The 24,060-nt window shown below is 66.1% G+C and carries 18 protein-coding genes; 6 read left to right on the forward strand and 12 right to left on the reverse strand.

Annotation, left to right across the window (positions count from 1 at the left end; all coding sequences use genetic code 11):
• Positions 1-248: 248 nt before the first annotated feature.
• From QRN25_RS03900 to QRN25_RS03910, 3 genes are all read right to left on the reverse strand, one after another.
• Positions 249-2,849 (reverse strand): M14 family metallopeptidase, encoded by a 2,601-nt coding sequence (locus QRN25_RS03900; RefSeq protein ID WP_285017546.1) that lies wholly within the window; start codon positions 2,847-2,849, stop codon positions 249-251.
• Positions 2,850-2,998: 149 nt separating this feature from the next.
• A complete protein-coding gene (locus tag QRN25_RS03905; protein ID WP_285017549.1) occupies positions 2,999-5,278 on the reverse strand; it encodes a TonB-dependent receptor in 2,280 nt (759 codons plus the stop codon).
• Between the two features lie 259 nt (positions 5,279-5,537).
• Entirely contained in the window at positions 5,538-6,005 is a 468-nt protein-coding gene (locus QRN25_RS03910; protein WP_285017551.1) for an Lrp/AsnC family transcriptional regulator, read from the reverse strand.
• A gap of 96 nt (positions 6,006-6,101) precedes the next feature.
• Between QRN25_RS03910 and alr the strand changes: the two genes are divergently transcribed.
• From alr to QRN25_RS03925, 3 genes are read left to right on the forward strand one after another with little or no spacing between them, the layout of a single operon-like run.
• A complete protein-coding gene (gene alr / locus QRN25_RS03915; protein WP_285017552.1) occupies positions 6,102-7,250 on the forward strand; it encodes an alanine racemase in 1,149 nt (382 codons plus the stop codon).
• Positions 7,247-8,497, forward strand: coding sequence for a D-amino acid dehydrogenase (locus QRN25_RS03920; protein ID WP_285017553.1), 1,251 nt, complete (start codon positions 7,247-7,249; stop codon positions 8,495-8,497). Before alr ends, QRN25_RS03920 begins: the two co-directional genes overlap by 4 nt.
• Positions 8,498-8,529: 32 nt before the next feature.
• Entirely contained in the window at positions 8,530-8,877 is a 348-nt protein-coding gene (locus QRN25_RS03925) for a RidA family protein (RefSeq protein WP_271182845.1), read from the forward strand.
• Between the two features lie 27 nt (positions 8,878-8,904).
• On the opposite strand, the gene QRN25_RS03930 is transcribed toward QRN25_RS03925, so the two are convergent.
• Both QRN25_RS03930 and QRN25_RS03935 read right to left on the reverse strand, forming a co-directional pair.
• Positions 8,905-10,086 (reverse strand): SGNH/GDSL hydrolase family protein, encoded by a 1,182-nt coding sequence (locus QRN25_RS03930; RefSeq protein ID WP_285017554.1) that lies wholly within the window; start codon positions 10,084-10,086, stop codon positions 8,905-8,907.
• Between the two features lie 365 nt (positions 10,087-10,451).
• Positions 10,452-11,540 (reverse strand): TauD/TfdA family dioxygenase, encoded by a 1,089-nt coding sequence (locus QRN25_RS03935; protein ID WP_285017556.1) that lies wholly within the window; start codon positions 11,538-11,540, stop codon positions 10,452-10,454.
• 245 nt (positions 11,541-11,785) lie between these two features.
• On the opposite strand from QRN25_RS03935, the gene QRN25_RS03940 reads away from it, so the two are divergent.
• The 3 genes from QRN25_RS03940 to QRN25_RS03950 are packed head-to-tail and all read left to right on the forward strand — an operon-like array spanning position 11,786 to position 14,552.
• Positions 11,786-12,427, forward strand: a complete 642-nt coding sequence (locus QRN25_RS03940; RefSeq protein WP_285017557.1) for an isochorismatase family protein — start codon at positions 11,786-11,788, stop codon at positions 12,425-12,427.
• Complete coding sequence (locus QRN25_RS03945) at positions 12,424-13,335, forward strand: hydroxymethylglutaryl-CoA lyase (RefSeq protein ID WP_285017558.1); 912 nt, start codon at positions 12,424-12,426, stop codon at positions 13,333-13,335. Before QRN25_RS03940 ends, QRN25_RS03945 begins: the two co-directional genes overlap by 4 nt.
• 5 nt (positions 13,336-13,340) lie before the next feature.
• Positions 13,341-14,552 carry a CaiB/BaiF CoA transferase family protein gene (locus tag QRN25_RS03950; RefSeq protein ID WP_285017559.1) on the forward strand — a complete coding sequence of 404 codons (1,212 nt, stop codon included), beginning with the start codon at positions 13,341-13,343 and terminating at the stop codon, positions 14,550-14,552.
• A gap of 133 nt (positions 14,553-14,685) precedes the next feature.
• Here QRN25_RS03950 and QRN25_RS03955 read toward each other — a convergent pair whose 3' ends face one another.
• The 7 genes from QRN25_RS03955 to QRN25_RS03985 all read right to left on the reverse strand — a co-directional run bounded on the left by QRN25_RS03955 (position 14,686) and on the right by QRN25_RS03985 (position 24,060).
• Entirely contained in the window at positions 14,686-15,327 is a 642-nt protein-coding gene (locus QRN25_RS03955) for a GntR family transcriptional regulator (RefSeq protein ID WP_285017560.1), read from the reverse strand.
• A gap of 276 nt (positions 15,328-15,603) precedes the next feature.
• Positions 15,604-17,001, reverse strand: coding sequence for an efflux transporter outer membrane subunit (locus tag QRN25_RS03960; RefSeq protein ID WP_285017561.1), 1,398 nt, complete (start codon positions 16,999-17,001; stop codon positions 15,604-15,606).
• A gap of 166 nt (positions 17,002-17,167) precedes the next feature.
• Complete coding sequence (locus QRN25_RS03965; protein ID WP_285017562.1) at positions 17,168-20,350, reverse strand: efflux RND transporter permease subunit; 3,183 nt, start codon at positions 20,348-20,350, stop codon at positions 17,168-17,170.
• 204 nt (positions 20,351-20,554) lie between these two features.
• The gene (locus tag QRN25_RS03970; protein WP_285017564.1) at positions 20,555-21,823 is read right to left on the reverse strand and encodes an efflux RND transporter periplasmic adaptor subunit; all 1,269 of its coding nucleotides are present in this window, start codon (positions 21,821-21,823) and stop codon (positions 20,555-20,557) included.
• Positions 21,820-22,212: a hypothetical protein gene (locus tag QRN25_RS03975; protein WP_285017566.1), complete on the reverse strand. Its 393-nt coding sequence runs from the start codon at positions 22,210-22,212 to the stop codon at positions 21,820-21,822. Before QRN25_RS03975 ends, QRN25_RS03970 begins: the two co-directional genes overlap by 4 nt.
• A gap of 505 nt (positions 22,213-22,717) precedes the next feature.
• Positions 22,718-23,341 (reverse strand): TetR/AcrR family transcriptional regulator, encoded by a 624-nt coding sequence (locus tag QRN25_RS03980; RefSeq protein ID WP_271182834.1) that lies wholly within the window; start codon positions 23,339-23,341, stop codon positions 22,718-22,720.
• Between the two features lie 86 nt (positions 23,342-23,427).
• Positions 23,428-24,060, reverse strand: coding sequence for a DUF4198 domain-containing protein (locus tag QRN25_RS03985; RefSeq protein ID WP_285017567.1), 633 nt, complete (start codon positions 24,058-24,060; stop codon positions 23,428-23,430).

Genomic DNA, 24,060 nt, shown 5'->3' on the forward strand with positions numbered 1-24,060 from the left:
CGGTACGTTGCGCGGCATGAACTCGCCGCTCGCTTCGTCCCGTCACAAGGTTACACATCGGGTCTGCAAGGTGACACTTCGCGCCGCACAAGGTGACACATTTTCCGCCGGATGTGTCACCTTGCGCCCCTAAGGTGACACTTTTCGGCCCAAGGTTACACCTTTCCCCTCTGGACCGTGTAAACCGTGTAAACCTGCGTCACCTTATGAAAAGGGGGCGCCGCCATCGCGACGCCCCCAAGGGTGGATCATTTGCCCGTGTTGTCGGGGTAGAGCGTGTTGAAGAACGCCTTGTAGGCCCCGTGCGACTGGCCGCGCCACTGCGGGCGGAAGCCGTAGAGGTAGACCTTGCCCTTGCCGTACTCGACCACGACGGCGGCCGCCTTGCCCTGGATCGCCTCGGGGTGGAGCAGGACGCCGCTGCGCAGCGGGTTACCGGTGGGGGCGTAGGATGCCAGCACCTCGCCCTTGAAGCCGGGCTTGGGCGCGAAGGCGGGGCCGCGTTCGAACATCACGATGGGGTCGAGCGGCATGCCCGCCGCCATCTTCGTGCCGGGCGTCAACTGTACCTGCAGCAACGCGCCGGAGCAGAAGAAGAAGTCGGCCTTGGCGTCCTTGAGGATGTTGGTCACCGGCAGGTCGAACAGGTCGATCACCGCGTCCGACGCATTGTTCAGCGCCACCAGCGTACCGCCGTTCTTCACGAAGTCCTTGAGCTTCTTCGCGCCGTCCTCGCCGATGCCGCCGGCATAGGGGGCGGGCATCTGGTTGGGGCTGAACCCGTCCATCAGCGAGGCGAGGGGGCCCTTGTACCTGGACTCGAAGTCGGCGGCAGGCGCGGTGTCGCCGGGACGGGATTTGCCCGGAGCGGACATGTCGGGCAGGACGATGGTGTCGTACTTGCCCGCAAGGCCCGCCTTGATGTCGGCGTTGTAGACGCTCTTCGCACCGAAGTCGTACTGCTCCAGCAGCCAGCGGGTCCATCCCTCGTCGATGTTGGAGCCCCACGGACGGTAGAGCGCGACGCGGCCCTTGCGCACCGCCTCGCCGGTGGGAGCATCGGTGCTGGCGGTGACGTTGACGCTGTACTGGCCGGCAAGCTTGCTCACGGCGTCGGACGAAAGGCCGGTAAGAGCGATCGTGTCCGCACTCCAGCTGGCTTTGCCGCCCGCCGCCAGCGCCGCGTTCATCACCCGGTAGCTGTTGTTGACGCGGCGATCGAGCAGGTAGGTCGAACCCGACCCGGTGACGCCGCCTGTGGGCGGCGTCGCGGCCGCGACCTTGGTGAGCGAGGCGCGGGCAGAGGCGTCGAGCGGTTTGGCGATGCGCTCCACCTTGATGCCCATCTGCATCGGCAGGGTCCAGCCGGTGACGTCGTAGGGCAGATCGGCCGGGTTGCCGTCCCCGCCGAGGATGGCGTCGGGGTACTTCTGCGGGTCGAACAGCTCGCGCGCCAGGCCCGCGAAGGGCTGGTCCATCGGCACGACCCAACTACCCGCCGCATAGGTCTGCCCGCCGATCGCGGTCGGCGCCGAGGTCTGCATCACGTCGAGACCGTGCGCGATCATCAGCTGCGCGAGTGAAGCGGCCTCCGGCACGTCGGTCTGGTCGGCCGGGATGACGTAAGCGCCCGGGCCGTCCTTCGCGGCGGCGGCGATCATGTCGCGGCCCGCCTGATAGCGGTTGAACAGCAGCGTCTCGCGGTACTTCTGCGCCGTCTCCAGCACCGACATCGACGCGGTCAGCATGTAGTCGACCGAGTTCTTCAGGTGCCACTCGCCGCCCTGCCAGGGGTGCGGGTACATGATCTGGGCCTTCAAGTCCTGCTGCGCCTTGGGGAAGTCGCTGACCTTCCAGGTCTTGGGCGTCGCGCTGTCGTGCGCGGTCTCGGTGAAGAACGAGATCGTGTTGCGGAAGACGTGGATGTAGTCGAGGAACCCGGCGTACCAGTTGTCGAACCGGGCCTGCGCGATGGCGCCGGGCTTGCCCTCGGTTTCCATGCGGGTCATGATGTTGGTGCCGATGGCGTTGGTCCAGATCCGCATGTACGGGCTGATGTTGGAAGAGACCGGATCGGCGAAGGGCGGCACCCAGATGCGCGCGGGGAACGGCGCGACCTGATGCTGGCTGTACCAGATCACCGGCGCGTAGTCCTGCTCCGTCGCGTTGACGACCTGGCTCTCCTTCATGTTGAGCATGTAGCCGTCGCGGTTGTTGTCGTGGCCGACGTACTCCTGGTAGAGCCAGGGCGTCCGGCTCGTCTCCCACTTCGTGCCGCGCTGCTTGCGATACCAGTCGACCACCATGTCCTGCCCGTCCGGGTTCAGCGTGGGCCACAGGACGAGGATGACGTTCTTTAGGATGCCGTCGACTTCGGCGTCGTTCTTCGCCGACAGCAGCTTGTGCGCCAGCGCCAGCGGCAACTGGTGGTCGGACACTTCGCTGGCGTGCATGCCGCCGTCGATGTGGACGATGATAGGGCTCTCGGCGGCGAGCTTTTTCGCCTCCGCATCGCTCAGCCCGCGCGCGTCGCCGAGGCGCTTGGAGATCGCCTTGTACTTGTCGAAATTGGCGATGTTCTCCGGGCTGGAGATGACGGCGTAAACGAAAGTCTTGCCGTGCGTGGACTTGCCGCTCTGGAACAGCTTGATGCGGTCCGAGGCCTTGGCGAGCGCCTCGAAATAGCGGACTGCATCCTCGTAGTTGGCGAGGTAGTAGTCATCGCCGACTTCGTGGCCGAGCACGTCCTTGGTGCTCGGCACGCTCTGGGCAAGTGCCGGAGCACAGAGCCCCAGCGCCGAGGCGGCCATCAGGACGCGCGCGAGGCGCGCCGACTTGTGCGTTTTCATGTGCTGGGACTCCGTGAGCAGATTGGGATCAGAAGGTTTTCCACGCCCCGCTTCGTCATTGCGAGGCCCGCAGGGCCGCGGCAATCCAGAGCGGCGGGACCGCCCTGGATTGCTTCGCTACGCTCGCAATGACGAAGTCGGGGTGGGCATCAGAAGCTGCGACGCACGTTCACGCCGATGGTGCGCGGCGCGGCCGAGGTGGCGGCGTAGCTGTTGGGCGTGGACGACATCGATGCGCGGTTGATCGCGACCGCGTCGAAGACGTTGTTCACGAACAGGTAGATGCCCGCATCGCTTTCCGGCAGCTCGAAGCCGACGCGCAAGTTGGCGAGGACATAGTCGTCCATCTTCACGCGGTAGACGTTGGTGGGACGGAACTCCGAATAGGACGAGCCGACGTAGTTGAGGTCTCCGCGGGCGAAGAACTCGACCGTGTCGCTGACCGGCGTGCGGTATTCGGCACCCACCGATCCGGCGAAGTGCGAGATGTAGGGGATGCGGTCCCCGGCGCGGCCGGCGGCAACGACGGCGTCGTTCACCTGGTCCTCGGTCAGCTTGGCGTCGAGATAGTTGCCCGAGAAGTTCAGCTGCACGCCCTTGACCGGACGCACGAAGGCTTCGGCCTCGAGGCCACGGATGCGCGCGGCGCCGGCGTTGGACAGGAACGAGTAGGCGCCGTTGGTGGTGCGCCCGCTGACCTGCATGTTGTCCCAGTCGATCTGGAACGCGGCAAGGTTCAGGGTCAGCGCGCGGCCCAGCAGGCTGAGCTTGCTGCCGACTTCATAGTTCCACAGCTTGTCGGCCTGGTACGGGGTCAGGTCCGCCGAGAGGCCGATGACCTGGTTGGCGCCGCCCGGACGGTAGCCCTGCGATGCCGTCGCGTAGAACAGCATGTCGGGGTTGGCCTGCCACGAGGCATTGAACTTGAGCAGGGTGCCGTCGGCCGAGGACTTGACGGTGCTGACCGGGCGCGCCGGTGCGCCGATCAGGGTCCAAGCGATGTCGGTATAGCCGGTGACGGTCTTGTCGTAGTCGTAATAGCGGATGCCGGCGGTCAGGCTCAGCGACGGGGTGACGTGGTACGTACCCTCGCCGAAGACGGCGACTTGCTTGAGCTTGTCGAAGATCTCGCGGCGATAGATCAGCTGAACCGGGAAGATGATCTCGCCGGTGGCGTCGTCGGCCAGGGCGTCTTCGGAGGTGACGTGGTTCTTGCGGTTCTGGAAGAACGCGCCGACGGTCCAGTCGATCGGGCCGCCCTCGGTGGAGCTGAGGCGTACTTCCTGCGTGAAGTCCTTGGTCGATCCCGGATAGTAGATCGCCGCCGGGCTGATGCTGTCGAGATAATCGTAGTAGCTGGCCAGCGTGTCGGACGAGCAGGCGCTGCCGGTGTAGGACGCGCACCTGGCCTCGGTCCGGTAGGTGCCGATGTAGTAGCTGTCATCGGCGGCATAAGCCGACTTGCGGTGCTGGTAGCTGGTGATCGAGGTCAGGTTGGCGAAGCCCACGTCCCAGTTCGCGGTCAGGCTGTAGAGCTGCGACTTGTCGGTATAGGGCAGGTTGACCTGCGCCGCCGACTTGTACTTGCCGACCGAGGGGTTCCAGGTGGCGGAGACCGCATCGGTGTTCTCGAACGCGGCGGTGCCGTCGATCGTGAAGTTGGAAGTCGGCGTGAAGCGCAGCATCAGGCGGCCGCCGGTGGCGGTGTAGTCGTTGACGTTCTTGCGGTTCAGGTAGGTATTGTCGATGTAGCCGTCGCTGTCGCGGCGGTAGAGCACCGCGCGCGCGGCCAGCACGTCCTTGACCAGCGGCACGTTGACCATGCCGTTGACGAAGTAGCCGAAGCCGCCGCCCTTGGTGGACATGGCCTGGCCTTCGACGGTGCCCTCGTATTCCTGCGTGGGCTTGTTGAAGATCACGCGGATCGCGCCGCCCATCGAGCTGGCGCCGTAGAGCGTGCCCTGCGGCCCGCGCAGCACTTCGATGCGGTTGACGTCGAACAGGGTGAAGTCGGCGGTACGGCCCGCCGCGTCGCTCGATACGCCGACCGAACCGGTGACGGGGGTGTCGTCGTAATAGACGCCCACGGTCGCCTCGCCCGATGCCTGCACGCCGCGAAGGCTCACGCGGCGCTGGCCGGGGCCGTTGTCCTGGATGCGCAGCGAGGGGACGAACTTGGCATAGTCGGCGATGTTGGTGACGCCGGCATTGGTCAGCGTCTCGCCGGTGAGGGCGGTGATCGCCATCGGCGTGGTCTGCACCGTGGTGTCGCGGCGCAGTGCGGTCACGACGATGTCGTTGCCATTCTGGGCGGCTTCGTCAGCAGCCTGGGCATGGGCAGCCGCAGGCACGACGGTGGCGATAGTGAAAACGGCGGAAGCGACCCCGCAATTAAGAAAGGCGCGACGAAACTTGCTGTGAACGGTCATCGACTGTCTTTTCCCTCAATATGGCGAAGGCGGCTTCTGGCGGCCGGTCACCTTCATCCCTGTTGACGACTCGCATAGTGCCGAGTCGATAATGTATATACAAGAAATATTATTGCTCAAAAAATGGACATTTAATGTCGGAGGTTGCCCATTTTTTGCGCACAACCACGCGAATGGTAGCGGCGCCCGGAAAGCCGATGCGATGGGGAAGGTCAAGGCCGCATTGCGGCGAAACCCGCAATCAAGGGGATCTGCAGCGCTATTTTCTCGCGCGGCGCGGGCGCATCGCGTCCCGCATGGCGAAGCTGGAGTTGATGCGGGTGACGCCGGGCAGGCGAGAGAGCACCTCGCCGTGGATCGCCTCGTAGGCCGCGACGCTTTCCGTGCGCAGCCGCAACCAGTAGTCCACGTCACCTGTCATCAGGAAGCACTCTCGCACTTCGGGGCATTGCCGCACCGCATGTTCGAAGCGCGACAGGTAGTCGTCGGTCTGACGGTCCAGCGTGACCTGGACGACGACGTCCACCCCGCGTTCGTCATCGTCTTCAGGCCCCGTCAGCACGGTGTAGCCACGAATCACGCCGCGATCCTCGAGCAAGCGGATGCGACGCAGGCATGCCGATGGCGACAGGCCGACCTCTTCGGCGATCTCGGAATTGGGGCGTCGCCCATCCAGACGCAGAAGGCGAAGAATCGCGCGATCGACGGCGTCGGCGGCCATAGGCATGATCTTGTGATTTCTCCGCATTATCGTGTGCAACATCGCATAATGTGGCATAATATTAGAGTATTCGGCAGCCTATTTGCGTGGTCATGCGATACGATGCAGGCATTGGATCGCCAAGGGGGCTTTGTGATCACCGCTGCACGCCTTACCATCGACCTGGAGGCTCTCGCAGCCAACTATCGCCTTGTCCGCGACCGGGTGGCGCCTGCGCAGGCCGGTGGAGTCGTCAAAGCGGATGGCTACGGCCTCGGTGCAGTTACGGTAGCGCAAACGCTCATGGCTCAGGGTTGCCGCCATCTTTTCGTGGCCCTCTTCAGCGAGGCGGAAGCCCTGCTGCCGAATTTGACGGGCGAGGCGCAAATCTATGTTCTCAACGGCCTGCTTCCGGGGCTGGATGCGCAGTGCGCCGAACTGGGTGCCATCCCGGTGCTCAACTCTCTGGACCAGATCGAGCGCTGGTCCGCTCAGGCGCTCCTGCGAAGCGAGACGCTGCCTGCAGTCCTTCAGGTCGATACCGGCATGTCGCGCATGGGGCTGCCCCCCGATGAGATCGCGCGCCTGGTCGTCACGCCGAGCCTGCTCGATGGGATCGAACTGCGCTTCATCATCAGCCATCTCGCTTGTGCCGATGATCCGAATGACCCGGCAAACGCGGCTCAGCAAGCAAGCTTCGAGGCGGTTGCTGCGCAGTTCCCCGATGTTCCCCGAGCACTCGACAACAGCGGGGGAACGTTCCACGCTCGCGGGCATTTCGACCTCGTGCGCGCAGGTATCGCCCTTTACGGCGGGAACCCCGGGACCGGGCCGAACCCGATGCAACCGGTCGTAGGCCTGGAGGCACCGATTGCGCAGCTGCGAACCATCCAACCGGGTACGGGCGTGGGTTATGGTCTGACATTCCATGCCTCGCGCGAGACGCGCATCGCGACGATACCGGTGGGCTATGCCGATGGCTGGCCACGCTGCCTCGGCAATCGCGGTGCGGCCTATATCGCGGGGGTTAGGGCGCCGATCGTCGGGCGGGTGTCGATGGACAGCATCACGCTCGACGTCACCGACGTTCCGACCGAGCACCTGTATCCCGGCGCCCCCGTCGAACTGATAGGCCCGAACCAGACTGTCGATCAGGTCGCATCCGACGCCGGCACGATCTCCTACGAAATCCTCACCCAGCTCAGCCACCGCTACGATCGGGACTATCGCCCCGTCCGAACGCCCGCGCTCGACCGGAGCAACATCGCATGAAGATCGTCATTCTCGGCAGCGGAGTCATCGGCGTCACTTCGGCATGGTATCTGGCCGAGGCGGGGCATGACGTGGTCGTGATCGACCGGCAGGAGGGGCCTGCGCTGGAAACCAGTTTTGCCAATGCCGGAGAGATCTCACCGGGCTATGCCTCGCCATGGGCCGCGCCCGGGATCCCGATGAAGGCGGTGAAATGGCTGATGATGAAGCACGCGCCGCTAATCCTGCGGCCGCACGCCGACATGGCCATGCTGCGCTGGCTTGTCGCCATGCTCGGCAATTGCAATGCGAGAGATTATGCGATCAACAAAAGCCGCATGGTGCGCCTCGCGGAATTCAGCCGTGATTGCCTGATCGCGCTGCGCCGGGAAACCGGTATCCGCTACGACGAGCGCAGCCAAGGCACCTTGCAATTGTTCCGCGAGCAAAAGCAACTCGAGGGCATCGGCAAGGACATCGCCGTTCTGAAAGCGGACGGTGTTCCCTTCGAGGTGCTCGACCGCGCTGGCTGCATCGCTGCCGAGCCGGGACTTGCCGCCAGCACCGCGCCGATCGCGGGAGGGTTGCGGCTGCCTAATGACGAGACGGGTGACTGCTTCAAGTTCACCAATGCTCTGGCGGCAATGGCTGCAGCGAAGGGCGTCGAATTCCGCAATGGAATCAACGTTCAACGGCTGGTCGAAGAGAGTGGCCGGGTCGTCCGGGTAGAGACGGACAAAGGCACGGTCTCCGCAGATGCCTTCCTTGTCGCGATGGGTAGTTTCTCACCGCAGTTGGTGGCGCCGCTCGGCGTTCGGCTGCCTGTCTACCCGGTCAAGGGGTACTCGTTGACGGCGCCGATCATCGACGAGGCGCGGGCGCCCGTCTCGACCCTGCTGGACGAGAGTTTCAAGGTGGCGATCACTCGTCTGGGGGATCGCATCCGTGTAGGCGGAATGGCGGAGATATCAGGTTTTTCCCGTGACTTGCCACCTGAACGGCGCGCCACGCTGGAACATTCGGCGGGGTCGCTGTTCCCCGGCGGGGGCGATCTGGAAGCCGCAAGCTTCTGGTGCGGGCTGCGGCCGATGACGCCCGACAGTACCCCGGTGATCGGTCCGACGCGCATCCCGAACCTGTTCCTCAATACCGGACACGGCACGTTGGGATGGACCATGGCTTGCGGTTCGGCCCACGTCATCACCGACCTCATCGCTGGTCGCCGCCCTGCGATCGAGGCTTCCGATCTTGCGATCAACCGTTATTGAGCGGCACTCAACGGCACTCAAGAGGACCACACATGACGATAACCCGCATCGATCAGGGCGCGCGCATGAGCGAAGCGGTGATCCATGGTGACACCATCTACCTCGCTGGCCAGATCGGCAATCCGGGCGAGAGCGTCGCCGAGCAGACCCGCGTGGCGCTCGCCGAGATCGACGCGCTGCTGGCGCGCACCGGCAGCGATCGCGACCATTTGCTATCGGCCACGATCTGGCTCGCCGACATGGCGGACTTTGCGGAAATGAACGCGGCCTGGGACGCATGGATCGCCGGCCACCCCGCGCCTGCCCGCGCGACCGGCGAGGCGAAGCTGTTCGAGCCCGGCTACAAGGTCGAGATCATCATGATCGCCGCCAAGGCGTAACCCAACCCGGCTGCGTCGGGGCGCCTGTCAGGGCAGGCGCTTCAGCGTGGCCAGATCGACCGCGTCGCCCATCGCCTTCAGCCCCGCGTCGTTGGGGTGGAGGTGATCGCCCGGATCGAATTCGGGCCTCAGGTCGGATGGCGCGGCGGGGTTGCGCACGGCCGCCTCGAAATCCACGATCCCGTCGAAGACCCTGCCGCTGCGGATCGAGGCGTTGACCGACTGGCGCACCCGCTCCTTGACCGGCGACATGTACCCGGCGCGCAGGGCCGGGGTCATGGTCCCGCCGATCACCTTGATCCCGAGAGCATGGGCGCGCTCCACGAACTGACGGTAGCCGTAGAGCAGTTGTTCCGCCGTCACCGCGTCGGGGCCGGTTTCCGTACCTGCGCCGATGTCGTTGATGCCTTCGAGGAAGATCACGTGGGTGACGTTCGGAACGCTGGCCACGTCGCGCCAGAAGCGGTCGAGCGCGGAGTTCGCCCGGCCCGCTTTCAACACCCGATTGCCGCTGATCCCCATGTTGACGACGCCGCAACGCTGGGCGGCGGGAAGGGAGGCGAGCCGCTCGGCCAGACGGCCGGGCCAACCGCGCGTCTGGGGCGAAAGGCCGAGGAAGCCGTCAGTGATCGAATCCCCGAAGGCCACCACGGTGCAAGGTGCCTGCGGCGAACGCACCGACACCAGCGAGAGATAGGGCCTGACCTTGATCGGCGTGAAGCTCGCCCCCGGCGTCGCGGGCGCGAAGGCCATTTCCATGCCGAGGTTGGTGCGACCGGGCCGCGTCGGGGTAGAGAAGGTCACGCTGACGATCACGTCCTGCGCATTGTGGAACGGCGCGAGGATCGGATCGCTGATCACCGTTCCACCCTTGGGCAGCGCCACCGCCTGCAATCCCGAGAAGCGGATCGGATGGACCGGGTTCGCCCCGGTCTCCGTCCCCACCGGCCCCGATGGACTCGCGATCGTCACCGCGCCGATCGCGATTGCCTTGTCTCCTTCCGCGTTACTGAAGGTGAGCTGCATTGCATCGCCTGCCTGCGTCAGCCGCACGCGGTAGCGGTAAGTTCCGGCGGGCTGTTCCGGTTCTCCCGTACCACTGTCGGCCGGGGCATAACCCCATGCGCCAGCCCATTTTACAGCTGCGTGGGCCGGAACGGAGATCAGGGCGGCTCCGCAGAGGGCGGCCAGAAACATCTTGGTCTTCATGCCGCCTCTCTTGTCGGAGCAGCCGGGCCACTGTCCAGCCCCTTTGGAGGGTTGTGATGCGGTGAGGGGAGGTGTGACGCCCTCCGTCTCCGCATCCCCTTGTTCATTGCGAAGCCCTAAGGGCAATTGCCAGCCGGCCGCCGCTTACTTCTTCGCCGCCGGGACCACATCCTTGGGAGCCCTGAACCGTGAGCGGATCAGGTCGACCTCGACCGGAACGGCGGCCAAGGTCGCAATGCCTGCCAGCAGGGCAATTGCGGAAACATGCACCGTATTCCCATTTCATATGGCGGCAAGCGCGTACAGGTCGCGACGTTTCGCGAAGTCTTCCAGATCGAATCTGACTGCCATGACGAGGAGCCGGATCAGGAGATCAGACGCGGAACGGACATCGTACGGATCGAGAAGCGCGCATCGGGATGCTCCACGCCGTCACGGTGAGCGTCTCGCTGCTGCACGACACCGTTCTTGCCGAAGCCCTCGACCACCGGGCGGTCGGTCTTGCTCGACAGCCAGAGGCGCAGGAGATGGCGCTTGCGCTGGGGTTCGGGCCAGTCGAAGAACTCGGTGCGCGAATGGAGCGCGGCGTAGTTCGACAGCCACTGGATGTCTCCGGGCCGGAAGTCCATGGCGATCGCCATGCCCGGCTCGTACGTGATCTCGTCGAAGAGGCGTAGCACTTCCAGCTGGTCCTCGGTCAGCTTCGGCACGCCGGGGTACTCTTGCGCCGTCACGATGTAGAGCGAGCCTGCGTACATCGAGAACACCCCGTCCTCGACGCTCACCACCGGGGAGGTATAGGTATCGGCCGGAGCCTCCTGGTCCTGTCGCCGCCAGTCCCAGTGGAACGGCTCCAGCAGTAGATGCGCAAGGTCCGGTCGGCGGCGCAGGATTTCGTTGTAGATCTCCGCGCCCGAGACCAGACACGACAGTCCGCCCTCGCGGGCGCCGCGCAGGCACATCAGCGCCACGATGTCCGAACTGTCGGAATGATAGACCAGCTTGTCGCGCACCTTGGAGGACTTCGCAGTGGGATCGTCCATCGTCTTGTCGCTGGTGGCGTAGACGTGGTCGAGCAGGTCGCCCATCTCGTTCTGGCGGATCGGATCGCCCATGTGCAGGCCGAGCACGTAGTAGATCGCGCAGGATAGTGCGTCCGAATAAAGGTCCGAGCGCAGCCCGCGCACCAACAAGAAGCCGCGTCCGAAATCCACGTCGTCCCGCCATGCAGCCACCGCTTCTGCACAGGCGAGCAGCGGGTAGTCCTGTGCCTGTACGAAGCGAAGGTCCGGGTCGTCCTCGAGGAAGCGCTTTCCCAGCGTTTCCAGTTCGGCGAGCTGGGCCGCATCGAGTTCGTAGACCCACTCCTGCCCCTCCATGAGACGGTCCCCGCGCCACGCGGCGGCGGTCAGCACGGGGCCAAGAGCGGAAGAACGGACTTCGGCGACGGTCATGCGGCATGTCTCCTGTGACGAGTAGCGGCACTCTAGGCATGACAGCAAAGCGATGTCTTGATGCTGGACGCACGCGAACGTGCGCGAAAACACCCTGAGGACCAACGCCGTAACCCGTTTCTGTGCACTGATTTCGGTTCAAACCCTGCGCATCGGGCTGATTTACGTTGACTAAGTGATTTTTTGTATACTAAAAATGCAAAATGTAGCCGTTTTGATTCGACGGCTCACCGGGAGCTTATGCGATGGCGGCGAATGCTGCGCTGGAAGACAATTACGCCGGAGCATTCGGCGGCAAGGCCGGTTTCGGGCAGCGCCCGGCGTTGATCCTGATCGATTTCGTCGAAGCCTACTTCGCTCCCGACAGCCCCCTCTATGCCGGGGTCGAGACCGCGCTTGCATCGGCGCTGCGGATACGCAAGGCCGCTCGGGTGGCAGGCGTGCCGGTGATCCTGACCAACGTGATTTATCATCCCGGCGGCGTCGACGGCGGCCGCTTCTTCGAGAAAGTGCCCGCGCTCGAGGCTTTCGTAGCAGGCAACCCGATGGGGGCATGGCCCAAGGGGCTGGAGCCGCAGACGGACGAGATCGTGCTGTCCAAGCAGTACCCCAGCGCGTTCTTCGGAACTTCGCTGGCCGCGACGCTGACCGCGCGGGGCATCGACCAGGTGATCCTCGGCGGCCTGTCCACCAGCGGCTGCGTGCGCGCGACTTGCGTGGATGCCATGTCGCACGGCTTTCGCACCGCCGTCGTCGCCAATGCCTGCGGGGACCGCCATCCCGAGCCGCACAAGGCCAACCTCTTCGACATGAACGCGAAATATGCAGACGTCGTCTCGGAAGAGGCGATCATCACCTATCTGTCCGAACTGGAGACCATTCGATGACCGCGATCGAGATCGTCGAAGTCGCCCCGCGCGACGGCTTGCAGAACGAGAAAGTCCTCGTCTCGCTGGAAGACAAGGCCGAACTGATCCGCCGCCTGATCGACTGCGGCGCCCGCCGGATCGAGGTCGGCAGCTTCGTGAACCCCAAGAAGGTGCCGCAGATGGCGGGCACTGACGAACTCCTCGCCATGCTGCCGCGCCGGGGCGACCTGACGTACGTGGGCCTCGTCATGAACATGCGCGGGCTGGAGCGCGGTCTCGCCGCCGGTATCGACGAAGCGGGCGCGGTCTGCGTCTCGACCGACGGTTTCGCGATGCGCAACCAGGGCCAGACCAGCGACGAATCCATCGCCGTCGCCTCCGAAATCGTGCAGGCTGCCAAGGCAGCGGGCAAGAGCGGTCAGGTGACCATCGGCGCCGCGTTCGGCTGCCCCTTCGAAGGCGAAGTGCCCGCCGAACGCGTCGTCGCCATGGCCCGCAAGCTCGCCGAAGTGGCCCCGCGCGAGATCGCGCTGGCCGACACCATCGGCGTCGCCGTGCCCGCCCAGGTATCGCGCCTTGTAACCCAGGTGCGCGAGGCGATCGGCGGCATTCCGGTCCGCGTCCACCTCCACAACACGCGCAACACGGGCATCGCCAATGCCTGGGCCGCGATCGAGGCGGGGGCGACCACGCTCGACGCCGCGCTTGGCGGGATCGGCGGCTGCCCCTTCGCGCCCAACGCCACCGGCAACATCGCCACCGAGGACCTGCTCTACATGCTGGATCGCTCGGATGTCGCGACCGGCTACGACCTTGCCGCCGCGATCGGCCACGCCAAGTGGCTGGAAACGGTCATGAACAAGCCCCTTCCCGCAATGGTGAGCCGTGCCGGCTCGTTCCCGCAGACCATCGAACAGAAAGCCTGACCGCCATGGACACCCCTAACACCGGAGCCTTGACCGACATCCGCGTGGTCGAACTCGGCCAGCTCATCGCCGGGCCGTTCTGCGGCCAGCTTCTGGGCGACATGGGCGCCGAAGTCATCAAGGTCGAACCGCCGCAGATCGACGGCAAGGGTGGCGGCGACCCCATGCGCAACTGGGGCCACGGCGACGCCAAGCTGTGGTGGGAAGTGGTCGCCCGCAACAAGAAGTCGGTCAGCGCCAACTTGCGCGTGCCCGCAGGTCAGGAGATCGTGCGCAAGCTCGTCGCCCATGCCGACATCCTGATCGAGAACTTCAAGCCCGGCACCATGGAAAAGTGGGGCCTCGGCCCGGACGTGCTGCATGAGATCAACCCGCGCCTGATCATCGTGCGCGTTTCGGGCTACGGCCAGACCGGGCCGTATTCCTCGCGCGCGGGCTTCGGCGGCATCGGCGAGGCCATGGGCGGATGGCGCTACATCGTCGGCGATCCCGACCGCGCGCCGAGCCGCATGGGCGTCTCCATCGGTGACAGCCTTGCCGCGACTTACGGCTGCATGGGCGCGCTGGCCGCGCTCCACGCCCGCGAACGTACCGGCAAGGGCCAGGTAGTGGACAGCGCGCTCTACGAGGCGGTGCTGCAGGTCATGGAGAGCCTTGTGCCCGAGTACATGGTTTCCGACCATGTCCGCAAGCGTACCGGCTCGATCCTTGAAGGCATCGCGCCATCGAACGTCTACCCCACCAGCGACGGCGAATACCTGATCGGCGCCAATCAGGACGCGATCTTCAAGCGGCTCTGCCAGGCCATGGGCCGCCCCGAACTCGGCACCGACGAGCGCTATGCGACCCACGTGGCACGCGGCGAGCGCCAGACCGAACTGGACGATCTCATCTCCGATTGGACCCGCACGCTGACGGTGGACGAACTGGAGGAGAAGATGATCGAATTCTCGATCCCCGCCGGCAAGATCTACCGGGCGCCGGAGATGCTGTCCGACCCGCACTTCGCCGCGCGCGAGGCGCTGATCGACGTCGAGCATCCGCAGTGGGGTTCGTTCAAGATGCAGAATGCTTTCCCCAAGCTCTCGGCGACGCCGTCTTCGGTTCGCCGCCGCGCGCCGCTGGAGATCGGGCAGGACAATGCCGAGATCTACGGCGACCTGCTGGGCATGAGCGAGGACGAAATCGCGGCCCTGAAGGCCGGCGCGGCGATCTGATCACTATCCTCCCCGTTCCGCAGGAACGGGGAGGGGGCGCCGACGAAGTCGGTGGTGGAGGGGGACAACCCCTCCGTCAGCCCTTCGGGCTGCCACCTCCCCATCGCTGCGCGACAGGGAGGATAAGAGGCAATCACCCCTCCACAGGCTCCAGCCTCGCATGCAGCGCGCGGCGGATGTGCGCCGTCATCAGCGCTTCGGCCCAGTCGGGATCGCGCTGGGCCAAGGCGGTCGTTATCTCGACGTGCTCGCGGTAGCTGCGCAGCAGTTGCTCGCGGCTGTAGGCGCGCACTGTCTGCTGGACGACCGGCTGCAACACCAGCTTGCCGAGCAGCGAGGCGAGACGGTCGGAGGCCGCGGTTTCCAGGATCAGCGCGTGGAAGCGGGCATTGGCGGCAAGGTAGGCGGGCAGGTCGAAGTCTAGCGCCTCGATCACCGTGCGCATCGCCTCGTTCGCGGCGTTCAAGCCGGAGATGACGCTCGCGTTGGCGCGGGTGGCGGCGCGGCGGACGGCGTAGGCTTCGAGCATGCCGCGCAACACGAAGACTTCTTCCAGATCGTCGTTATTCCATTCGGCGACGAAGGAGCGCTGGCTGTCGGTGCGGCGGACGAAAAGTTCGGCCTCAAGCTGGCGGATCGCGGCGCGGACGGGGGTTCGCGAGACGCCGCAAAGCGCCGCCAGTTCCTCTTCCTTCAGCTGCGTGCCGGGGGCGAGTTCGCCTGACAGGATGCGGCTGCGCAGCTCTTCGTAGGCCTGATCGCTGGCTTTCGACACTCAAAACCTTCCCGGCACACAACGGCACTCAACGGCACACAAGGGGGCCACAGCGTTACCTTAACCTCCGCGAACGACGGCTTCGATGCGCACGGCAACCCCATTGCGAAGTTGCGATGATAGGCCAGCGCGAGCGAGCGGGGAAGTCGTTTGTATACTAAACCATCACCCATTCGTCATTGCGAGCGTAGCGAAGCAATCCAGGGCAGTCTTGAGCCGCCCTGGATTGCTTCGCTACGCTCGCAATGACGGGAGTAGGGGTTACGGACCGGGGTTCTACCACCGCCCTCCCAGCGCGCGGAACAGATCGACTTGCGCGAAGGCGACCTCGCGTTTCGCGGCTGCGGAATCCGCTTCGGCGCTCGCCAGCGTGCGCTGGGCGTCGAGGACGTTGAGCGCATCGATCTGGCCCCGGCTCTGGCGGGCGAGGCTGACGTTGGCCGCGCGGTTCGCCGCATCGCGTGAGGCGGCGAGGCGTTCCTGCCGGAGCAGGGCGTTGCGGTAGGCCGACAATGCCGTTTCCGTTTCGCCCAGCGCGGTCAGCACGGTGCCGTCGAAGGTGGCGAGGTCGGCCTTGGCGTCGGCCTTGCTTTCGTTGATGCGGGCGCGGATCGCTTCCTGGTTGGGGAAGGCCCACGAGATCAGCGGGCCGAGCAGCCAGCGCAGCGGGCCGCCGCCGAACACGTCGGTCGCGCCGACCGCCGTGGTGCCAATCGAGCCGCCCAGCGTGATGCGCGGGTAGAGGTCCGCCGTCGCCACGCCGATGCGCGCGGTGTCGGCGGCGAGGCGGCGCTCGGCGGCCTTCACGTCGGGGCGGCGGGCGAGCAGCGTGGCGCCGTCGCCGACCGGGATGGGGGTGGCGACGTTGGGGGTGGTGTCGCGGGCGATCACGCTGTCGGGCAAGTCCTGCGGGGTGCGGCCGGTCAGGACGGCGATGCGGAACAGGGCGGCGTCGCGGCGGGCCTGAAGCGTCGGGATGGCGGCAGCCTGCGCCTCGCGCAGTTGGGTGACGCGGATGACGTCCAGCTTCTGGTTGAGGCCGCGTTCGAAGCGGGCATTGGTGATACGCTCCGAGCGGGCGAGCAGGTCGACGGTGCGCTGGGCGACGTCGATCTGTTCGTTGGCGCTGGTGGCGTCGACATAGGCGCGCACGGTGTCGGCGACCACCGTGACACGCACCGCGTCGGCGTCCTCCTGCGCGGCGGCGAGGTCCGCGCGCGAGGCTTCGATACCGCGCTTGACGCGGCCGAACAGGTCCACCTCGTAGTTCACCGAGAGCCCGCCATCGACCCGGCGGCCCTCGCGGTCGAAGCCGGGCAGCACCTGGCTTTCCGACACGCGGCCGTACGTGCCGGTGGCGCTGAGGTCGGTGGAGGGCAGGCGGTCGGCGCGCGATCCGCGCAAGGTGGCGCGGGCCTTCTCGATGCGGGCGACGGCGACGCGGATGTCGGTGTTGGCGGCCAGCGCGTCGGTGACGAGGGCATCGAGCGCCGGGTCGTTGTAGAGCTTCCACCAGGTGTCGTCGGGGGCGGCTGTGGTGACATCCGCGCTCTGCACGCCGACGAAAGGCGCCTCGGCCGAAGCGGGCGGGGTGGGGGCCACATGGTCCGGCCCGACGGCGCAGGCGGAAAGGGCGGTGGCGGCGAGGAGGGCCGCTAAAGTCTGCTTCATCATCGGATATGTCCTGTGTCGATGAAATCGTGAGGTGGGCGGCCGTGCTTCGACAAGCTCAGCATGAGCGGAGGTTGGGGGATTTCGCGAAGCCTTGGGCGAGGGGGCGGGATAAATCCCAACCCCGCTCGCCCTGAGCTTGTCGAAGGGCCTCGGCGCCGCCCTTGCGTTACTCAGCCGGAACCGCGTGGAGGTCCGCGTGAGCCCCGCGCGGACGGCGGCGCAGCTTCTCCGCCAGACCCCGGCACACCACGTAGAACGTGGGCGTGAACAGCAGCCCGAAGCCGGTGACGCCGGTCATGCCGAAGAACACCGCCGTGCCCAGCGCCTGCCGCAGTTCGGCGCCGGCGCCTTGCGCGATCACTAGCGGCACTGCGCCGAGGATGAACGCGAAGCTGGTCATCAGGATCGGACGCAGGCGGGTCTGCGCGGCGTAGACGGCCGCCTCGACAATGCCCATGCCCTGCTCCTCCTCGGCCTGCTTGGCGAATTCGACCACGAGGATCGCGTTCTTGGCCGCCAGCGCGATCAGCACGACGAGGCCGATCTGGGTCAGGATGTTGTTGTCCATGCCCCGCAGGTTCACGCCCGCCATGGCCGCGAAGAGGCACATCGGCACGATCAGCACGATCGCCAGCGGCAGGGTCAGGCTTTCATACTGCGCGGCCAGCACGAGGAAGACGAAGACCACGGCCATGCCGAAGACGATCACCGCCGTGTTGCCCGCCGTCACCTGCTGGTAGGCGATGCCGGTCCACTCGAAGCTGTAGCCCGAGGGGAGCGTCTCGTCCGCGACCTTCTCCATGGTGGAGAGGGCCTGTCCGGTCGAGAAGCCCGGCGCCACGCTGCCGTCGACTTCCACGGCGGGGTGCAGGTTGTAGCGCACCACGCGGTAGGGGCCGGTCTTGTCCTGGAAGGTGGCGACCGAACCGATCGGCACCATCGCGCCGGAGTTCGAGCGGGTCTTCAGGTTGGCAAGGTCGGCGATCGAGCCGCGGCTGCCCTGATCCGCCTGCGCGGTGACGCGGAAGGTGCGGCCGAGCAGGTTGAAGTCGTTCACGTAAGCCGAGCCGAGGTAGACCTGCAGCGTCTCGAACACGCGCTCGGGCGGGATGCCGAGCATGTCGGCCTTGCGGCGGTCAATGTCGGTGAAGACGCGCGGGGTGTCCTGGTTGAACAGGGTGTAGACCTGGCTCAAGTCCTTCTGCTGGTTGGCCTTGCCGATCACGCCGCCCGCCGCCTTGGCAAGTTCGGTGTAGCCGCGACCTTCGTTGTCTTCCACGATCATGCGGTAGCCGCCCGGGGGGACGATGCCGTTGATGGTCGGCGGCGGAATGACGAGGACCATGGCCTTGTCGTAGCCCTTCAGGGCCTCCTGCGCCTGCGCCATGATCTCTGCGCCGGTGACGCCCAGTTCCTTGCGCTCCTCGAAGCTCTTGAACGGGAAGTAGATCGCGGCCGAATCCGGCGATGCGGTGCGCGAGGGGCCGTGGAAGCCGGCAAACATCACCGCGCCGCGAATGCCCTTGATAGGCAGGAGACGCTTGGCAATGTCCTTGGTCACCTCGTCCGTGCGCTCCAGCGAAGAGCCCGATGGCAGGAACGCGGCGGCAAGGAAGTAGCCCTGATCCTGCTGCGGGATGAAGCCGGTCGGCGTCGCCCAGAACAGGCCCACGGTTCCGGCGATGAGGGCGGCATAGGTCGCCATCATGCGCGTGGGGGCCTTGACCAGACGCAGGGTGAGGCGCGCGTAGCCGGCGCTCATGCGGTCGAAGCCGTGGTTGAACTTGTCCGCGCCCGACTGGAGCGCGCGGCGCCAGCGGGGGGCTTCGGGTCCGACCCGCTCCTTGTGCTTGAGCAGCAGCGCGGCCATCGCGGGCGAGAGCGTCAGCGAGAGCACCAGCGAGATGACCGTGGCGGTCGAGATCGTCACTGCGAACTGCTTGTAGAACTGGCCCGAGATGCCGGTGATGAACAGCGTCGGCACGAACACCGCGCAGAGCACCAGCACGATCGCCACCAGCGCGCCGGACACTTCGTCCATCGAGCGGCGGGCGGCTTCGAGCGGGGTCAGGCCCTCCTCGATGTAGCGCTCCACGTTCTCGACCACGACGATCGCGTCGTCGACGACGATGCCGATGGCGAGCACGAGGCCGAACAGCGAGAGGTTGTTGAGCGAATAGCCCACCGCCATCAGCATGATCGCGGTGCCGACCAGCGAGACCGGGATCGCGAGGATCGGAATGATCGCCGCGCGCCAGTTCTGCAGGAACACCAGGATCACGAGGACGACGAGGATCACCGCCTCGAACAGCGTGTGGTACACCGCGTCGATCGACTGGCCGATGAACTCGGTGGGGTTGTAGATGACCGAGTATTCAAGTCCCTTGGGGAACTTGGCCTGCATGGCGTCCATCTCGGAACGCACCAGCTTGGCGGTTTCGAGCGCGTTGGAGCCGGGGCGCTGCATCACCGCCATGACGACGGTGGGATTGCCCGAAAGGTAGGTGTTGGTGGTGTAGTCCTGCGCGCCCAGTTCCACGCGGGCGACGTCGCGCACGCGGACCTGATGGCCGTCCGCATCGGTGCGCACGATGATGTCGGCGAACTGCTGCGGCTCGGTCAGGCGGCCCTGCGCCTCGACGCCGATCTGGTAGGCGTTGCCCTTGTCGAACGGGGGCGCACCGATGGCGCCCGCCGAAATCTGCACGTTCTGCGCGCGCAGGGCGGCGACGATCTCGCCTGCCGTCAGGTTGAGCTGCGCGGCGCGGCCCGGATCGATCCAGATGCGCATGCCGTAGTCGCGCGCGCCGAAGGTCTGGACGTCGCCGACGCCGTCGAGACGGGCGAGGCGGTCCTTCACCTGGGTCAGTGCATAGTTGGAGATGTAGTCGCGGTCGTAGGTGCCGTCCGGCGACTGCAGGTTGACCACCATCAGGAAGTCCGGGCTGGCCTTCTTGGTGACCACGCCCATCGAGCGCACCGCGTCGGGAAGGCGCGGTTCGGCGATGGCGACGCGGTTCTGCACCAGCACCTGCGCGGCATCGAGGTCGGTGCCGATCTTGAAGGTGACGGTGATCGTCACCTTGCCGTCGCCGGTCGACTGCGAGTCCATGTAGAGCATGTTGTCGACGCCGTTGATCTCCTGCTCGATCGGAGCGGCGACGGTGTCGGCGACGGTCTCGGCCGAGGCGCCGGGATACTGCGCGTTGACCGTGACGGTAGGCGGAACGATGTCCGGGTACTGGCTCACCGGCAGGCCGATGAACGCGATGGCGCCGACGATGGTGATGATCACCGCGACGACGCCCGCGAAGATCGGACGGTCGATGAAGAAGCGGGAAAGTCGCATTGGGAGTGCCCCTGATGGGCGCGCGGAAGGGTTCCGGCGCGCCGGTTGGGTTCGTGTATTTGGTGGGTCTGGCTTGGGCGCAGGCCGCCTTACCCAGCCTCGTCATTGCGAGGCCCGGAGGGCCGCGGCAATCCAGGGCGGCGTGGGACTGCCCTGGATTGCTTCGCTACGCTCGCAATGACGAGCCTTGGGACGAGCCTTGGTTTAGTCGAACGTCGCCTGCGCAGCCGCGGGTTCGGCCGGCGCCGGTGCGCTTTCGACCTTGCCGCGCGCGATGGTGCCCGCCTTGGTCGTGACCTTGGTGCCGGGGATCGCCGCCTGATAGTTCGAGACGATCACGGAATCGCCCGCATCGAGGCCAGAGCGGATCACACGCAGGTCGTCCACCAGCGGCCCGACCTCGACCGGCTTGGCGGCGACGGTGCCGTCCTTGCCCACGACCATCACCACCTTGCGGGTCTGGTCCGAACGCACGGCGGCGTCGGGAACCAGCGTCGCCTTGACGGTGCCGCCATTGGCGAGGCGCATGTTGCCGAACATGCCCGGCGTCAGGAAGCCGTCCTTGTTGTCGAGGCTGGCGCGAATGCGAATGGTGCCCGAACTGGGGTTGAGCCCGTTGTCGGTGAAGTCCAGCTTGCCCTTCCAGCGATAGGCGGTTTCGTCCTGAAGACGAACCTCCACGTCCGAAGTCGCGCCCTTCGCCTTGTCGCGCTGCGCCTTGAGGAACAGCGATTCAGAAGCGTCGAAGGTGAAGTAGATCGGGCTGACGGCGTTGATCGTGGTCAGCAGCGTGGCGTTCGCCCCGGCATCGCCGGAGACGAGGTTGCCCGCGTCCACCCGGCGATCCGACACGCGGCCCGAAATCGGCGCGCGCACGGTGGCGAATTCCACATCGAGGCTGCGCGAACGCACCCGTGCCTGCGCCGCCGCAAGAGCAGCCTCGGCAGCGCGGACGCGCGAGCGCAGGTTGTCGACTTCGCTGGCGGCCATCGCCTCGTCCCCGGTCAGACCGGCCACGCGGGCATAGTCCGAACGGGCGAGGGCGAGGGTGGCGCTGGCCGAAGCCGCATCCGCCCGCGCTTCGGCGAGCGAGGCTGCGTAAGGACGCGGATCGACCACGAACAGCGCCTGACCGGCCTGCACGTAGTCACCGTCCCTGAACAGCACCTGGGTGATGGCGCCCGAGACGCGCGGACGCACTTCGACCGTCTTGCTGGGGGCGAAGCGGCCGACGTAGTCGTCCCACTCGGTCACGTCCTTCACCAGCGGATGGGCCACTTGCACCAGCGCGGGCGGGGGCAGGGCAGCGGCGGGCTCCGTACCGCCGATGAACTTCCAGCCAAGCCCGGCGACCGCGACGAGCGCCAGCGCGCCGATGGCGATCTGGGCACGTCGTGATCCGGTGCGCTGCTCGGTGGTCTGCTCACCAGAAGCGTATTCGGAGGGGATTTCGAGTTTGGTCGCGACTGTCACGCGGCGATGCTCCGGAAGGGGGCGCGGGTGCGCCCGATGGTATCGATGACGGCGCCGATCTTGGCCTCGGAATACCCGGCGTCGCGGGCTTCCTTCAGCGCCGAGACCGGCAGGGTGTAACCGTGGTGCCAGGCGCGCACGGCCAGACGGCGCAGCGCTTCGAGGCGTTCGTTCGCCAGCATCGGCGAAGGCGGCGTGGGGCCGAGGATCAGGCGCGCCAGCCATCCGCGCTTGCGCTGCGGTTTCAGCGACTGCATCCCGTCGGTCCGCGCGAGGGCGAGGATGCGCCGCTCGGTAAGGGTCAGCGGTTCGCCGGGGGTCTTGGCCGAAGGGGCCAGCGAGATGGGCAGCGCCTGCAGCGCTGCATCGGAAAAGTCGATGAAGGCCATATCCGTGCTCCTGCGTAAGTAGGGCGAGTTCGGGTGTGCCCCGGCGCGCACCCCGGGACAGGGGGGAAGGGTGCGCGCCGGGGCGGCTTCCGGCTTGGGGCAGCCGGAAGGATGCGGGTAAGGCTCTCCCGAGGCCGGACACGCGAATGTCCAGTCGTCGGCATGAGCCGGATGTGTGTCATCGAGCCGCTTCCCGGGTGGGAGTGCAACTGTCAGGCGGCCGGTCAGGACCGGTCGGTGATGGGAATACCCGAGGCCGGGGGGAGGCGATTCGGGCGGTTCGTTTCTATACCAAGCGGTATATATTCAGGTCCGGGTCACGTCAAGCGGCTTTCTGTACCGCCCGGTAGATTAGGACTCTGGAGAGCGTTTCAAGAGGCTGAACCCGCGTTGAACGAAATTTTTTCCGCAAGTGCGAAATAATGGACGATCTGCCCATTGGACAAATCGCCCAAGCTGTCGAACGCGGATTTCCAGCGGAAAACCGGAGTGACGGAGATCGCCGTTAGCGCCCCGGCCACATCGCCAGGAACGTATCCGCAGTACCCTGCAGTTCTTCCGATCCCGCGCCGCCCTGTGCCTTGACCGAAAGGCCCTGCAGCACGGTGGTGAGGCAGCCCGCGAGCTTGGTGGGGCAGACGCTGTCAGGCAGGTCGCCTTCGTCGCGCGCCTGCTCGAAGCGCTTGATGACGGCGGCTTCCGAAGAAGCGCGGCGCTTGATGACGTCGGCGCGGATCGAGTCCGCCTCGGGCGTGCAGGCCACGGTGCTGATCACGCCGAGGCAGCCGTGCGGATCCTTCTCACCGCAGTGAGTCGCCAGCGCACCGGTCAGCAGCCGCTCGGCCACGCCGCGCGCGGTGGGCGCTTCCAGCGCCTTGCCCATGTAGGCCAGCTTGTCGCGCTCGTAGAGGTCAAGCGTCTTCTTGAAGAGCGCTTCCTTGTTGCCGAAACAGGCATAGAGGCTGGGCTTGGTGATGCCCATCGCCTCGGTCAGTTCCGCCATCGACGCACCCTCGTAACCGCGAGTCCAGAACACCCGGAGCGCGGCCGCAAGGGCCTCGTCAGGGTCGAATTCGCGAGGGCGGCCCCGCGTTGTCACGGAGCCCGCAGAGGGAGCGGAACATTTCATACCGGGCGGTATATAGGTGCGGCCGCAAGCAGAGTCCAGTGTGACAAGTGTGTCATTGAGTTGCCTGCGGCCCCACGCCGTCCGGTTCAGTCGATGGTAAAGCTGGTGGTAGCGACACGGTGCAGCACGGCGACCTTGCCGAGCGTGGTATCCCCGCCGGCTTCGTCCTTCTGCGAGGCCGTCAGCAGGTAGCGGCCCTTGTCGCGGGTGGGCAGGGCGAAGCTACCCTGCGCATCGGTCTTGACCGACTTCGTCCACTTATCCGGCGAGATCACGGTGATTTCTGCATCGGCCACCGGCTTGCCGTCGCGGACGAGATGGAAGCGGTCGCCGCCCGCCGAGACCGGGGCGATTTCCAGCGGCATCACCGCGCGTGCCTCTGAGCGGCCGGCGCGGGCGTAATAGGCGACGCCTTCCTTCTTGCCCTCATCGCCCCAAGGCTCGAACACGGTGTCGTCGTGAGCGCGCACGTCGCCTGCGGGGACGGCGACTTCAAGGTAGCCCGCCTTGCGGGTCAGGGCGGCAGTGCTCGTCGGCAGCAGCTTGGGCGCCTTGAGGTGATGGAATTCGGGATCCCCGTTCTCGGGCAGTACTTCGGCTGGTTCGCCGAGGTAAATGCGGGCCGGGCCGGTGCCGTCGCGCTCGATCCACACTTCGTGCGCCTGAACGGCCGGGGCAGCGAAGGCCAACAGCAGCGGGGCAAGTTTCGTGATGGTCAT

It is taken from the genome of Novosphingobium sp. fls2-241-R2A-195, assembly GCF_030209485.1.
Lineage (GTDB): Bacteria > Pseudomonadota > Alphaproteobacteria > Sphingomonadales > Sphingomonadaceae > Novosphingobium > Novosphingobium resinovorum.

Bases quoted from the DNA above. Each gene is read 5' to 3' on its own strand.
- alr (WP_285017552.1), top strand. From the start codon at position 6,102: ATGCAGGCATTGGATCGCCAAGGGGGCTTTGTGATCACCGCTGCACGC.
- QRN25_RS03965 (WP_285017562.1), bottom strand. From the start codon at position 20,350: ATGCGACTTTCCCGCTTCTTCATCGACCGTCCGATCTTCGCGGGCGTC.
- QRN25_RS03930 (WP_285017554.1), bottom strand. From the start codon at position 10,086: ATGAAGACCAAGATGTTTCTGGCCGCCCTCTGCGGAGCCGCCCTGATC.
- QRN25_RS03950 (WP_285017559.1), top strand. From the start codon at position 13,341: ATGGACACCCCTAACACCGGAGCCTTGACCGACATCCGCGTGGTCGAA.
- QRN25_RS03900 (WP_285017546.1), bottom strand. From the start codon at position 2,849: ATGAAAACGCACAAGTCGGCGCGCCTCGCGCGCGTCCTGATGGCCGCC.
- QRN25_RS03985 (WP_285017567.1), bottom strand. From the start codon at position 24,060: ATGACCATCACGAAACTTGCCCCGCTGCTGTTGGCCTTCGCTGCCCCG.
- QRN25_RS03935 (WP_285017556.1), bottom strand. From the start codon at position 11,540: ATGACCGTCGCCGAAGTCCGTTCTTCCGCTCTTGGCCCCGTGCTGACC.
- QRN25_RS03960 (WP_285017561.1), bottom strand. From the start codon at position 17,001: ATGATGAAGCAGACTTTAGCGGCCCTCCTCGCCGCCACCGCCCTTTCC.
- QRN25_RS03925 (WP_271182845.1), top strand. From the start codon at position 8,530: ATGACGATAACCCGCATCGATCAGGGCGCGCGCATGAGCGAAGCGGTG.
- QRN25_RS03920 (WP_285017553.1), top strand. From the start codon at position 7,247: ATGAAGATCGTCATTCTCGGCAGCGGAGTCATCGGCGTCACTTCGGCA.
- QRN25_RS03945 (WP_285017558.1), top strand. From the start codon at position 12,424: ATGACCGCGATCGAGATCGTCGAAGTCGCCCCGCGCGACGGCTTGCAG.
- QRN25_RS03980 (WP_271182834.1), bottom strand. From the start codon at position 23,341: ATGAAATGTTCCGCTCCCTCTGCGGGCTCCGTGACAACGCGGGGCCGC.
- QRN25_RS03940 (WP_285017557.1), top strand. From the start codon at position 11,786: ATGGCGGCGAATGCTGCGCTGGAAGACAATTACGCCGGAGCATTCGGC.
- QRN25_RS03905 (WP_285017549.1), bottom strand. From the start codon at position 5,278: ATGACCGTTCACAGCAAGTTTCGTCGCGCCTTTCTTAATTGCGGGGTC.
- QRN25_RS03975 (WP_285017566.1), bottom strand. From the start codon at position 22,212: ATGGCCTTCATCGACTTTTCCGATGCAGCGCTGCAGGCGCTGCCCATC.
- QRN25_RS03910 (WP_285017551.1), bottom strand. From the start codon at position 6,005: ATGCCTATGGCCGCCGACGCCGTCGATCGCGCGATTCTTCGCCTTCTG.